This window comes from Ornithinibacillus halophilus (assembly GCF_900129485.1).
Taxonomy (GTDB): Bacteria; Bacillota; Bacilli; order Bacillales; family Amphibacillaceae; genus Ornithinibacillus; species Ornithinibacillus halophilus.
This window is the reverse complement of the sequence record NZ_FQVW01000011.1, coordinates 39,914-53,243: the sequence shown is the minus strand read 5'-3', so window position 1 is coordinate 53,243 and position 13,330 is coordinate 39,914. Positions and strand designations below refer to the sequence as shown.

At 32.2% G+C, this 13,330-nt stretch carries 13 protein-coding genes; 4 read left to right on the top strand and 9 right to left on the bottom strand.

Translation table 11 applies throughout. The features are described 5' to 3' along the window. Window position 1 precedes the first annotated feature (1 nt). On the bottom strand, window positions 2-868 hold the full coding sequence (locus tag BUB12_RS06845) for an ATP-binding cassette domain-containing protein (protein ID WP_072889410.1): 867 nt from the start codon (window positions 866-868) through the stop codon (window positions 2-4). Beyond that, window positions 868-1,242, bottom strand: coding sequence for a GntR family transcriptional regulator (locus BUB12_RS06840; RefSeq protein WP_072889408.1), 375 nt, complete (start codon window positions 1,240-1,242; stop codon window positions 868-870). The genes BUB12_RS06845 and BUB12_RS06840 overlap by 1 nt, the downstream gene beginning before the upstream one ends. Window positions 1,243-1,444: 202 nt before the next feature. Here BUB12_RS06840 and BUB12_RS06835 point away from each other — a divergent pair, with 202 nt between their 5' ends. Continuing rightward, window positions 1,445-1,978, top strand: coding sequence for a YusW family protein (locus BUB12_RS06835; protein WP_072889406.1), 534 nt, complete (start codon window positions 1,445-1,447; stop codon window positions 1,976-1,978). 20 nt (window positions 1,979-1,998) lie between these two features. Here BUB12_RS06835 and BUB12_RS06830 read toward each other — a convergent pair whose 3' ends face one another. Beyond that, entirely contained in the window at window positions 1,999-3,363 is a 1,365-nt protein-coding gene (locus BUB12_RS06830; RefSeq protein ID WP_072889404.1) for an MFS transporter, read from the bottom strand. Window positions 3,364-3,510: 147 nt separating this feature from the next. Here BUB12_RS06830 and BUB12_RS06825 point away from each other — a divergent pair, with 147 nt between their 5' ends. After that, window positions 3,511-4,173, top strand: a complete 663-nt coding sequence (locus tag BUB12_RS06825) for a hypothetical protein (protein ID WP_072889434.1) — start codon at window positions 3,511-3,513, stop codon at window positions 4,171-4,173. An 88-nt stretch (window positions 4,174-4,261) separates the two neighbouring features. Next, on the top strand, window positions 4,262-4,762 hold the full coding sequence (locus BUB12_RS06820) for a DUF1697 domain-containing protein (protein ID WP_072889402.1): 501 nt from the start codon (window positions 4,262-4,264) through the stop codon (window positions 4,760-4,762). A gap of 348 nt (window positions 4,763-5,110) precedes the next feature. Here BUB12_RS06820 and BUB12_RS06815 read toward each other — a convergent pair whose 3' ends face one another. The 4 genes from BUB12_RS06815 to BUB12_RS06800 all read right to left on the bottom strand — a co-directional run bounded on the left by BUB12_RS06815 (window position 5,111) and on the right by BUB12_RS06800 (window position 8,378). Further along, the gene (locus BUB12_RS06815) at window positions 5,111-5,593 is read right to left on the bottom strand and encodes a nucleoside deaminase (RefSeq protein ID WP_072889400.1); all 483 of its coding nucleotides are present in this window, start codon (window positions 5,591-5,593) and stop codon (window positions 5,111-5,113) included. Window positions 5,594-5,886: 293 nt separating this feature from the next. Continuing rightward, complete coding sequence (locus BUB12_RS06810; protein ID WP_072889398.1) at window positions 5,887-7,425, bottom strand: recombinase family protein; 1,539 nt, start codon at window positions 7,423-7,425, stop codon at window positions 5,887-5,889. Between the two features lie 95 nt (window positions 7,426-7,520). Continuing rightward, window positions 7,521-7,649 (bottom strand): hypothetical protein, encoded by a 129-nt coding sequence (locus tag BUB12_RS18180; protein WP_268801935.1) that lies wholly within the window; start codon window positions 7,647-7,649, stop codon window positions 7,521-7,523. A 333-nt stretch (window positions 7,650-7,982) separates the two neighbouring features. Further along, complete coding sequence (locus tag BUB12_RS06800) at window positions 7,983-8,378, bottom strand: hypothetical protein (protein WP_072889393.1); 396 nt, start codon at window positions 8,376-8,378, stop codon at window positions 7,983-7,985. A 750-nt stretch (window positions 8,379-9,128) separates the two neighbouring features. Here BUB12_RS06800 and BUB12_RS06795 point away from each other — a divergent pair. Next, window positions 9,129-10,010: a tyrosine-type recombinase/integrase gene (locus tag BUB12_RS06795; RefSeq protein WP_072889391.1), complete on the top strand. Its 882-nt coding sequence runs from the start codon at window positions 9,129-9,131 to the stop codon at window positions 10,008-10,010. A 70-nt stretch (window positions 10,011-10,080) separates the two neighbouring features. On the opposite strand, the gene BUB12_RS06790 is transcribed toward BUB12_RS06795, so the two are convergent. Both BUB12_RS06790 and BUB12_RS17455 read right to left on the bottom strand, forming a co-directional pair. Then, window positions 10,081-11,415, bottom strand: coding sequence for an LlaJI family restriction endonuclease (locus tag BUB12_RS06790; RefSeq protein WP_143155605.1), 1,335 nt, complete (start codon window positions 11,413-11,415; stop codon window positions 10,081-10,083). A 9-nt stretch (window positions 11,416-11,424) separates the two neighbouring features. Next, window positions 11,425-13,218 (bottom strand): AAA family ATPase, encoded by a 1,794-nt coding sequence (locus BUB12_RS17455; RefSeq protein ID WP_084063249.1) that lies wholly within the window; start codon window positions 13,216-13,218, stop codon window positions 11,425-11,427. Window positions 13,219-13,330: the final 112 nt, after the last annotated feature.

Genomic DNA, 13,330 nt, shown 5'->3' with positions numbered 1-13,330 from the left:
ACTACTCTACCTCCTTTGTAAGTTGAATAAATAAATCATGAAGTGAAACCGGACCAATATCGAGACCTAGTTCCGATGCAGAAAGTCTTTCCGCTTCACTTAACTCACCATATAGGGTGACGGATTTGGTATCCCCTAATTGTTCTTCATTCAATACTTCTTTCCCTTTTGCAAAATCATCTACTGATTGTTTACTTCCAATTACAGTCAGACCACGTGAAACTAAGTCGTCGTATGATTCATGTAGAAGTATTTTTCCTTCATTAATAATAATTACCTCATCAAATAGATAATCCATTTCAGAAACAAGATGGGTCGATAAGATAATTATACGTGGATGCAATTCTTGATCTTTTAACAGCTCTTTATAAAATAAATCCCGTGCTGGTGCATCCATTCCTAGATATACTTCATCAAATATAGTAATCGGTGATCTACTTGCTAAGCCCACAACGACATTAAAAGCCGATTGTTTTCCTTTAGACAACTTCGAAACTGCTTTGTTACCTTCTAACTTAAATTTTTTCAATAACTGTTGCGCATATTCCAAATCAAAATTTAGACGATAACGATTGATGTCTTTAACGATGCTTGAAGGAGGATATGACTCTCCGGCGAAATCCTTGTTATACATCAACGTTACCTCTTGCATCACATTTTCATTCTCAAAAGGGACTTCATCATTTACTAAAAGTTTACCGGACGTTGGTTCACGAAAAGAACCAATCAGTGAAAGGAGGGATGTCTTACCCGCACCATTCCTCCCTAGTAATCCATAAATCTTTGGTTCATTTATTTCAAAGTTCATATCATGTAGGACTTCATCGCGTCCATAATTAAGATGAAGGTTTATCGCTTTAACATTCATTATTTTTCATCTCCTCTAACTTTTTTAATATAGGTAAGGATATCCTCATTTGTAATCTCCAATTTATTGGCTTCTTGAACTAATGTGACAATATAATCCTCCGTAAAGGACTGGCGTCGTTTCTCGAGTAACTTCTTCCTTGCTCCCTCAGCAACAAACATACCAATACCTCTTTTCTTATAAAGTATTTCCTCTTCCACGAGCTGATTGATTCCTTTAGAAACTGTCGCATGGTTGATTTTATAATAATTCACAAGCTGATTTGTTGAAGGTGCCTGATCATTTTCTTTTAATTGTTGGTTTATAATTTGATCTTCAATTTGTTCTCGCACTTGAATATAGATTGGTTTGTCGGCATTAAATGCATTTTTCATATGACAGCCCTCCTTATTGACGTTCCCTACCATTACGGTTATATACTTATGTGTATAACCGTAACACCGTGCAAGTGACATGTCAATATACATTTGGAAAAATATTTCTTTTCCTTCTTTTCAACCTGGGTAAAATGAATGATTTTATTCTGTTTCTTTTTGGTAATAATAAAACTAACATAAAGGAAAGGTGTGATAGTTGTTGAAGAAAAGTTTAGTTGGGATAGGAATTTTCTTGGTGTTGTCCCTATTCCTAGTTGCATGTGGAGATAGTGATGAAGTAGAAAACCCTCCAGAAAATGCTACAAACGAAGGTCAACAAGAAACTGAAAATAATACTAATTCTACTGGAGATACAGAAGGAAATGATGGCAATACCAACAACACCGAAATCACAGAGGATTCAACTACTAATTCAGGATATGGATTCACGAATTTCGAACTTGATGCCGATTATGATAGTATCGATGATGCACTTGATGTTGATTATGAAAATGAAAAGAATGACGAGTTGGAAGCATCCTATCAAGACAAAGCACAAGATATAGATTTAAAAGGGGATGCAGCAATGGAGGAATTGGATCGTATTTTTTCCACTTTTACCTTTGATGAAAATACATCTGATGACGAAGTTTTAAATACAGTCATAGAGGCATTCAACCTACCTGTTGATGCACAAGAAATTGAACTAGAGATTCAATTTAATAGTGGTACTGAAAAGGAATATAGGAGATAACAATAAACCAGGCTTGCTTATCAAGCCTGGTTCATTCGTTTACTACTCTTTTTTTCATGCTTTGTTACATAGAGCATACCGGGAATCATTACAACAGCAACGAGTACTAGTACAATTGCCATAATGCTCATGTTATTTTCATTCATTCCTGTTGCAAATGCCACTCCATAAATACTAGAAGCTAGGATATTCCCAATGAATCTTGATGTCATAAGCAACCCTGAAGCAATCCCACTTTCTGACACACTAATGAAGGTATACAGCAGATTTTGCAGTCCGATATTCTGTATCCCATTACTAATCCCCATAACAGCTAGCACTACACCAATCCATACTAACACCGAATGATCTTTTACGGTAAATAACAGGATCACTCCCACCAACCCGAGTAACACACTGATAAACAACGGCATTCGATAACCTTTTCGTTCAATCCACCTAGTTGCAATGGGTGTCATAATCATTGCAAAAATGGATAGCGACAGCATTACGATTCCTGCTGTTTGGGAGCTAGCCTCTAACACGCTTTGTATAAATGTTGGAAAGCTTAATAGTACAGCAAAGAATAGGACGGTTGATAAAATGTATTGACCAAAAATAAGCGCCACATTTAAATTTTTCCGGAAGAAATTAACATTGATAAAAGGTTGGTCTTGTCTTTTCTCATACATATAGAATATAACCGTTAAGATTAACGCAATCACTAATGTAATGAATTGAACCCCTTGTTCCAATCCAAGTAAAAAGACCATCCAAGTTGTTATAAATAGGCTGAATAACAATATTCCAATTCCATCTAACTTATAGGACGTTGCTGTGTCTTTCTTATCTTTCGGAATGAATATCACGGTTAACCCAATTGCAACTGCTAGTATTGGCAGATTTACATAAAAGATTACCGGCCATCCACCGAATTGTATCAGCATTCCACCAATCGTTGGTCCAAATGCTGCAGAAGTTGTTGCAAAAACAGCTAATGTTCCAATAACTCGGTTTTGATTGTGCTGAATAGTATTTCGTATGATCCCAACTCCCGCTGGAAAGAGTGCAGACGTACCAATAGCTTGAATTCCACGCATGGCAAGTAATACAGGCATATTTGGAGATAGCGGTGCTAATATGGAAGATACCACTACTAGCACAAGGCCAGTTATAAGAATGAGTTTCCTTCCATATATATCACTCAATTTCCCAATCAACGGCGTAAAGATTGCACTAATAATAAAATAGGATGCAATTAACCATGAAATATCTGTTGAACTTAGCTGGAAATCCTTTTGAATTGCTGGTAAAGCGACGGTAATCATCGTTGTATTTAATGGATTTAGGATTGTCCCTAATGCCACCGCTAATATAATTAACTTTTCATTTTTTTCCACAGTCATTTCGAAGTCTCTCCTTGATTATGTATTCCTTAATTTTAGCATAATAGCAATTTTATTTAGGAAAATATGATTATAACTCTATTCGAAAATGTAGAGGATTAGACTGTTGTCCAATTGGAATAATAGAGAGGAAGGAGGCAACGAATGATGGACACCATTATATATATAGTACTTACCCTAGCCTATTTAATTCTTTTCTTGTTTGGTATTCGAATTGCTATGAACCACAGTTGGCTCTCCATTGGAAATGTAGTACTACTAGTTATTCTCGCTCTAGCATATGATAACTTAATCTTAGCTCTAGGAAAATTTATCGGAGAAGGGGAGTTACTTCGGATACTCAATGTCATTCGATATTGGTTGCATGCCCTTATCACTCCTTTGCTTGTATTAACAGCCTGGGACTTTTTATTACGTGCAGATGTAAAATGGGCAAAGGCTAAAATCGTTTCATGGCTTGTACTAGCAATTACCCTTGGGCTAATCATTATCGAAATAACAACAGTAGTTTGGGATATTACCTTAAAACCAACCTGGGATTATGGTATTTTAAGCTATGAAAAGGCTGGAAATGGAAATCCTATCATGATCATTGGCGTTTCTCTATCATTATTAATTACTTCTATTATTATATGGTGGAAGCAAAAATGGCCTTGGCTTTTTGTAGGGGTTTTAGTGATGAGCTTTGTACCCGTACTTCACTTTTTGCATACTAGTACTTTAAGTAATATTGGTGAATTACTATTAATGATTGCTTTGCTTGCTACGAAGAATTATCAAAATAAAAGAGATGTAGGAAGCAACCAATAGAATTACTTATAAATTCCGAATTTATTGTACATCATATAATTTATTACTATAATAGTTCTAGAATTGTTTACTTGGGGGGAATTTGTGAATGTCTTATGTTGCTTTACTTAGAGGAATTAACTTAGGGAAAAAGAACAAAGTGGAAATGAAAAGATTAAGGTCCCTCTTTGAAGAGATGGGGTTTCAACATGTTCAGACGTATATTCAAACAGGAAATGTAATATTTGAGGAGCTTATATGTGAAGAGGAACAAATAGAGACACAACTAAAAGAAACATTTGGATTTGATATTCCTGTTACCATACGTTCAAAAGAAGATTTAGAAAAAATTCAGCAACATAGCCTCTTTACTAATGATAACGTCTACGCTCTATTTCTAAAAAATCGCCTTTCAAACGAGCAACTAGAACTTCTGCAACATAGTGTTAGTGATGAATTTGATTTGATTGATCAGAAAAACATCATCATCCACCTTTCTAACAGCTTTCATCAAACCAAATATAACAATGCCTTCTTTGAGAGAAAACTCAAAACACATTCTACCGTCCGTAATCGTAATACGGTTAATAAGATACTAGGGAAGATGTGATAATGTAATTATAGAGGAATAGGGAAAAAGACTTTTATTACCCCAGACGATAAGTTGAATATTTAAAGGATAACCCTTAACAGTGATGACTCTCGAGAGAGGTCTACTTTGTTAAGGGTTATTAATGGTAAGACTTTTAATATAAAATTAACCCAATAAATTTGCACCAGCTTCAAGCATTGGAAAATACACATCTACTTTTACACTTTGCGACCGATAGTATAAGATTAAAACACCTTACTAACGATACAGTTCACAGTATATTATAGAAGCAAAAATTAGCTAGGGAATGCATGATGGTAGTGTCTTTCCTTGTTGCGTTTAATTAATTATGATTATGTTAGTTTGCTAGCTGCTCTTTTCATGAAACTCGCGATGTAGCTGATGCACTTCTTCTGCTAATTCTGGAACAGGTCCATCGACTATAGTATCACGTATTACATCTTGAATGGGAAGATTTCTAACACGTGATGGAGCAACTCCCATCTCACGGAACCATTGTACCAACTGTTCCGATGAACTCGCATAAACAATTCGACCTAAACCAACCCATCCATGAGCTGCAGCACACATTGGACAATGTTCCCCTGAGGTATACGTGATTGTCTTGCTTCTTTCTTCAGGCGTCAGATTCTCAACTGCCCACTTGGCTATCGCAAATTCCGGATGTTGGGTATGGTCACCACCTGCAACATGATTATGATCTTCAAATAAAACCTCCCCATCCCCTGAAACAAGGACAGATCCAAATGGTTCATCCCCTTTTTTCAGAGCAATTCTTGCTAATTCAACACAACGTTGTAAGTGCTTTAGATCTGTATCAGTTATCATCATAATACCCCCTCATCTTTTATTAATCTCTCGTTAGAACCACTATACCATGTTTAGCAATGCAAATAGCCCCGAGAGTAATTATCCTAGGGGCTAAATAATAGGTTTATAGGGTAAAACTTTGTTATGCTAGGTATTCTTTATCTAATGCACCATATGCCTCAAAAGTAGATTAAATGAAACCAACAGTTTCCTCATTGGTAATTTTACCGTATTCACGTATTCATGAACATTAGCAATTTATCTCACCCTCATACCAAATCATGTTAGTTTGAAATCTATCTTAATCCTATTTATGGTACGGTTCGCCCTATTTCACCTAATGGCAAACTATAGTTAGGAAAAAACCAGAACTCAATAGAGTTCAGGCTTTTTCTATCCTTCGATACTTCTATTCGCTTAATTAATGCACGTAATAGTTTTTTCTTTGTAAGTCTATCTGTTGAATAATAAACCTTTTCGAAGTTCTTAAACAACTTCCTAATTTCGGTCTCATTAAGCTGGTTTCCTTTTTTAACAGCAATTTCTCGTGCTAAAAATTCTTTTTGTTCTTCTAATTCTTCTAATTCAGTGGTCGCTCTTTCTGACAATTTTGCATTACGATGTTTTTCGTAATCACTCATAATATGGTAATTGTTCAACAAATCATTATCTAATTTTTCAATTGTTTCTTTACGTCTAGTAATCTTCTTTTCTAATGAACTTAATTGATACTCCGCTAAATCGGTATTCGAATCTCTTCTAATTTCTTCATATTTAATCATATCGGTTAATATATCACCGTTCTTAATTATCTCTAAAATTACTTCTTCAACCTTTTTTTCAATGAACTCCTTATTAATAAGATTTGTTCGACATTCAGTTTTCCCGTAGTTATGATATTTTTGACACATATAATAGATATGACCTTTACTTTTATGCATTACAGTACCATAGCCACATTGCGGGCATCTCAGAATACCAGTTAATAACAATTCTCCTTTAATGGTACGATTTCTTAAAGACTTTTCCCTATACCTCTTATTAACTTCTTGCACCTTATCCCAAAGTTCCATAGATATAATCGGTTTATGAATACCTTCTACCAATTCCACCTCTGTTTTCCCTGCTCTTCTTTTTTCACTCCAATTCTTGTATTCTCCCCACTTTATATAACCAATGTATATAGCATTATTTAAAATTGCCTTGATACCATTAATGCTAAACGGGTTTCCCCTTTTAGTTTTACAGCCTATTTCATTTAGGTACAATGCAATTGCTTTATATCCTTTCCCTTTGGCTCTTAAATCAAAAATCTCCTTAACAATCTTACTTTCTTCTTTATTAATAACTAATTCCTTGCTAATAACGTCGTATCCGAATACTCGACCTCCGTTAAATTTTCCCTTTCTAAAATTTTTCTCCATTCCCGAACGAGTTCTTTCTAATATCTTTTTTCTCTCCAAAGTTGCAAAATATCCTTGGAAAACAAACTGGAAAGTATCGTTATCATTTAATGAATTGGCACTCGTTGTAGTAATTTCAATACTTTTATCTTTTCTAGTCATTTCGTCAATTAGATTTAGTAAATCAGTAATATTTCTTGAAACCCTATCTACCTGCCAAGCAAGGACTGTATCAAATTTATTATTGTATAAATCCCTCAACATAAGTTGTAATTGACTTCTCTCCAAGTTTTTTGCTGATTCTCCTCTTTCTTGATAAATATGAACTAAATCATATCCTTTTTGTTCAGCATATTTTCTAATAGCATCTTCTTGAAATTCCAAGGAAAGTCCTTTCAATTGTTCTTCTAATGATACTCTTACATAACCACAAACTTTTTTTGACATAATAATTTCACTCCTTAATATTGTTAAAATATATATATTTCTTGGATATCTTGTAGTATCAGATTTATATATAAAGAGGGGCAAGCCCCTCTCGATTAGCTATTATTTTCTTTCTTATCCGAGTAATCTTTAAGCATTTTAGCTAAAACTTCTATCATTTCCTTTTTCTTTACTTCTATTTCAGTCGGTGTTATTACTGTCTTTTGTGGCGTTTTTGTTTGCATTTGCTTTCTCTCCTTTATGTTTAAACCAGTTGTACTCCCTTACTGGTATATCTATAGAATCTATTAATCTATATTTAGGGTATTTTAATTTTAACTCGGTTTCGTCTTCATACCTTCTATCAATAACTTCAATTAGGCTAATACTTTCGCTTTCTAGATAATACTTATAGACTGCACTTAATTTTCTTGGATTACCCATTTTATCTCTCTTACTATCTAAGTTAATAACTAAAATCATTATTTATATCACTCTTTCCTTATTTATTTATAACAATGAAAACAGCAAAATGATTTATACGATATTTATCTTTTGGGGGACTAAGCCCCCACTTTCTATATTTTTGTATTAGTAATCACTTCAAGTATTTCTTTGTATGCCTCCGAAAAACTAGTTGAATTTCTTTCTAAATAATTTATAGCAGCATTCTCAACAGATACTTCCAATACATACCTTTCAGTTAATGGTATTTCTACTACATTTTCTTTTTCCTCAGACCATTGACTGCTTGGGAAGACTTCTAGTAAAGTTTCTCCAAAGTAATTTCCAGCTTTTTGTATAAGTTTTTTAGAATTTTCTTCGCTTATAGATTCACTAAGCTTATTTTCAAATTTCATTAATTTATATATCGCAAAAATCTCTTCTAGTGTTTTTCCTTCAAATATTGGTTTTCTAATTGATTCAACAACTTCTTCCAATACCTCAGATATGTTATTATATTGTTCATTCATTTCTAACCACTCCTATGTTTATTATTTTTAAGGTTATTCCATTTCAGTTTCTCTTACTTCTGCTAGTGTGGCTCACCTTCTCTTTAGAAAGGGTCTTGGCTATATACCCACTGGGGGCTTACCATTCGCTTAATCTCGGTTAAGAGTTTTGTCGCAAATTGCACACAAACTTTCAATATTCTGTTTTAAAAGGTACAAAAAAAGGGCTCCGACTAAACGGAACCCTTGGCAAATAAAAAATACCAAGCTTTCCTTTTGTCTTAATGCATAAATCAAATCAATTGCCAATCCTGTAAATGGGCATACCTCTGCCTATCTACGGATTCTTAGTTCTAAATTGATTTGATTGTAATATCGTAAAAATACTTATTACGATTGCATATCATAATGTCAATCGACATTAAGACAATAGGAAAACTTAGTATTATAAAAATATTATTACTTTGTATTTATTCTATATTCCACTCTCCCAACAAGTTTAATTTCGCCATATAATATTTTTATAGCGTACAAAAAATTTACCACATAGTTTTAGTATTGTCAATACCTTTTTTATTGAAAATTATAATAACCACTTATCCCTCTTACATACGTGTGTCCATAACTAATCAGATAATTAATATTATACGTCTAGAGATTTTTTAAAAAACTATTTTAGTGTTAGAATTCAGTGCTTAATGAGGAAACTCAACATATAAAACAGAGGTATAACTTGTCATATAATATAGTCAATTAAAAAGGAGTGGCAAAATGAATTATTATAAAGATTTCAAACTATATCTAGAAGAGCTAGATAAAAGTGAAAATACCATTAAGAGTTATTTGGAGACAATTAAAAAATTCTCCACTTGGGTTAATAATGAGAAGGATATTAGTAATTTATTTATTGTAGCAATAAGGGAGATAAAGGATTATCGTAATTACTTATTAGAAAGGTATTCACCTGCTACTGTTAATCAACGGCTTTCAGCTATAAAAACATTTTATGGATTTCTTTTTGAAAGTGGCTTGATAAAATTAAATCCTGCAAAAAATGTTAGATTGCAAAGAGTTGAGGACAATATAAAAAGTCAATATCTTACTAGAGCTGAAGAACTGAAAGTTATAAGACAAGCATCTAATAGTAATAAAAGGAATTATTGCATTGTAATGCTAATGCTAAAAACAGGATTAAGACCAACTGAGGTCTGCAATCTTATGCTAAATGATATTTTTTTAGATGAAAAAGAACCTACTTTACTGGTTAAAAATTCAAAACAAAATAAAAGTCGATATATCCCTATTCCCAAAGACGCATATAAAGCCCTAAATGAATGGTTAGAAGAGAGAAACAAATCAGAAAAAGTTTATCATATTAGGAGCAATTTTGTTTTTACATCTCAAAGACAAGGATACTTGGAAACAAGAGCAGTTCAACGAATTGTTGAAAATATAGGAAAAAATATTGGTATAAAGTTATATTGTGTTCGTTTAAGAGCAACCTATGCGAATTCATTAATACAACAAGCCAATATCCCCCTTTCAGCTCTTGCAAATTTAATGGGACATAGTAGTGTTCAGACAAGTGCAAGGTATCTAACAGCCAGTGATAAGGATAAAAGAAAGTATATAGACACTATATCCGAGATTTAAATGTAGTAAAAAAGGTAAGGGATTTTCCTTACCTTTTAGATTTTAATAGAAAAGATTGCCTTTATCAAAATTATTCCTTGTAAGGAATTAACGCAGTAGAAAGTTGTTTAAAATACACTTCTTCATACCGTTCTCTTTTTGAATACATAGAAAAGATTTTTTGTGCGTTTAGTCTTAATAGAAAAATCGGACCTAACGCCTCAAATAGTTCAAATCTAGTTTCACCAAATAATTCGTCGGTTCCATCTGTTGGCATTAAAAAGATATTATAAAAAGAATAATGCTTAATATCAAGGTATTTGTAAAATACCTTTTCGTACAAGTATTGTTTTGAAATATCACTTATACCTGGTGCATTATTAATCAAGGTTCCATTTTCATTAAAAGTAGTAGTATAATATTTTGCATCAAACACAAAGAACAACTGATAAACATCAATTTTCCTCAAAATATCTGGTATTAGCGTTTCCCTTTTAGTTTCTTTAAGAGTATTATAATCCTTCCACACTGGACTGGGAATAAACTTTTGTAGCTTATTATATTCATTATTAAACACAAATGAACAAACCTTTTCCCATATAATTTCAAAAGACCTAGTCCCAAATAAATAAGGCTTACTCTCACCCTTAAAGGAATTTTGCTTTGAAACAAAATAATAAAGTGCATCCAATAACATTAATTTTCTATCCAAGAACTGATTTGACTTCTCCGAGTCAATCTTATATAAAATGTAATCTTCTTCACCTAGTTCATTAAAGTCTATATTATAATCTACTTCTGGAAAACCTAAAATATCTAGTATATCTAATTCTTTCAAAAAACTACTACATTGGTTTAAAACAAACATATGAACTTTCCTAATAAAATCCTCTTCGTCACTAATTGTTTTTTGAGTGTAAAAATCCAAGTACATTATGTTTTGACCACTTATATATGATTGATTCTGTTCTATCGAACGATTCCAATCAATCTCACCGTCTCCATTAAGTTCCTGTTCAACTTTATCATTATTATATAAACCATTTTCATCATAATCTTGTAATAAAAAGTGAACTATTTTAAACAGATTATAAAACTCTTCGTTTTCAAAGTCCCCAAAAGTTTCAACTTCTTCTATATTTAAGTTTTCTCTTTCATTATATTCTTTAAATAACTTTACGATAGTAGGATAGTATAAATCAAAATGATGTTCTTGTATAAATTTAGGCATAACAAAAATAAATTTACCTTGAAATTGTATGAAACCCACATAAGCAAATTTGTAAGAACTACTTTCTTTTTCAATAATCTTCCTTTTTATTAAATCATTAGTGAAACTATTAAGCAGTTCCTTTTCACAATTAAAGATTTGTTGTATATCTGATAACTTGTATCTGAATAATTCTTTTACAAAGATAGGTTTCATTTGTGACACCTACTCTATTTCCTCATATTCAAAATTAAAAATGTTTTTGTCATTATCATAGGTTTCAATAATTTTGTTATAGGAGTTTTCAACAAATAGTTTAGTCTTATTATGTTTAAATATATTTTCTGCCAAGTAAAAAACAAGCTTATTCTTAAATGTCTCTTGGAATACATTTGAATCCAATAATGCCCTTTCTTTAATGAAAAATGTTCCAATTAGCTTATCTTCTTTGACATTTAACTCGAGTAATCTATTGTTCAATTCTCTTCTAAAGTTGTTCCAATTTACTATTCCTATTCCATTAATTTTAACTTTATAATTTGAAATAATTTCTTCATTATTATTAATACTTATATATTCAAAATCGTCAAATCTCCTTGTAAATGCTGTATCTATTGGCTGAACACCTTGGTCAGCTGTATTCATAGTTGTCCAAATGTAAAAGTTAGATGGTAATATCAGTTCATCTATTTCCAAATCATTTTCTACAAAATAATCGTACATTTCTTCGGGTATTGCAATCGGGTACTTGCTCTCCCCGTTATCTTCCCTATCCAACAATTGGAATATGTCCCCAAAAACTGCTTGTGCATCAGCACGGTTTAGTTCCTCAATTATAACTAAAAAGTCTTCAGATGGTTTCTTTAAAGCTCTAATTAACTGTTTTGTAAAAACACCTGGTACAAATTCATAAGTTATAAAGTCTGTGTTTTCTTTCTTTGGTCTAGGTTTATATGTACCTACAAATTGACCATTAGACATACTTTTATGAAATGTTATACGTTTAACGTTGTTGGGTTTAAAATACTTGTTTATGTCTTCATCCAACAGAAAGCTTTTACCTGTTCCAGGCGCACCAAAAACTAATCGATTAAATTTAGTACTTTTAGAAATACTAGTTTCGTTTAGCTCATTTAATCCAGATTCTAATGAGTTTAAATCTTGTTGAGGAAGAAGACTCTCATTAGAGTAAAGGAAGTTCAAGTAGTTCGTGTCGTTAGAATTTCTAGTTTCAAACTGATGTAATTTTTCCTTTATCTCACCAATATATTCTCTTTTCAATGAAATAAAATTAGCCTGAACATTAAAATAAGGTAGGTTCCTTAAAACCTGATTATAGCGATTACCGTTGAATTTTGATTTTACTTTATTATATTCAGCAATAAATTCAGAGTCACTAGCATTTATTCTATTTCTTGTTTCTAATATGTAAAAAACTGTTGGCAAATATTCTTTATACTGTTTTGTAGTGCCTACAAATGTTCTAAATTCTTCCAAAGAGATATTGTACTCTCCTGTAATTTGACCTATTTCTACTATAACTTTTAATAGTAAAAACAATGGATATAATTTATAATCGCTTCGAATATCATTATATTTCTTATCAAGACGAGAACTTATAAAAATCTTCTCAATCTGCATTTCTACAATATCAGAGTATAATTCAACGTTCTCAAAATCACCTTCACAGCGTTCAACAATTGAGTGATATACATTAGTTGGTTCAGCGTCTTCATAATCTCTGCTAACTTTTTTTAATAATCCATAATAATATGCATTATACAACATTCTATGAGTTGTAATAAAAGATTCAAACCCTTTTTCTTTCGCAATCTCATTAGCTCTTTTCTCAAAGAAATCCAATAAGTTTAAGCCACGATTATTCCCCTTGTACTCTTCAAGAATAGACACGGCATAACACTGTTTCCAAAAAGATAGCTCTTGTCTAACAATATACCAGCAAGCGTCTTTTTCTAAATGGTCAAGCTCACTAATTTTATCCATTAAATTCATTGGCATTTATCAGTACCTCCTTAAAAAAGCCCTATCTAAAAATTATCCTAGCACTAATTCACATAACCTTCAAACTGTTAGTAATAAAAATGGATATTTATTAAAACATTCATAGCTT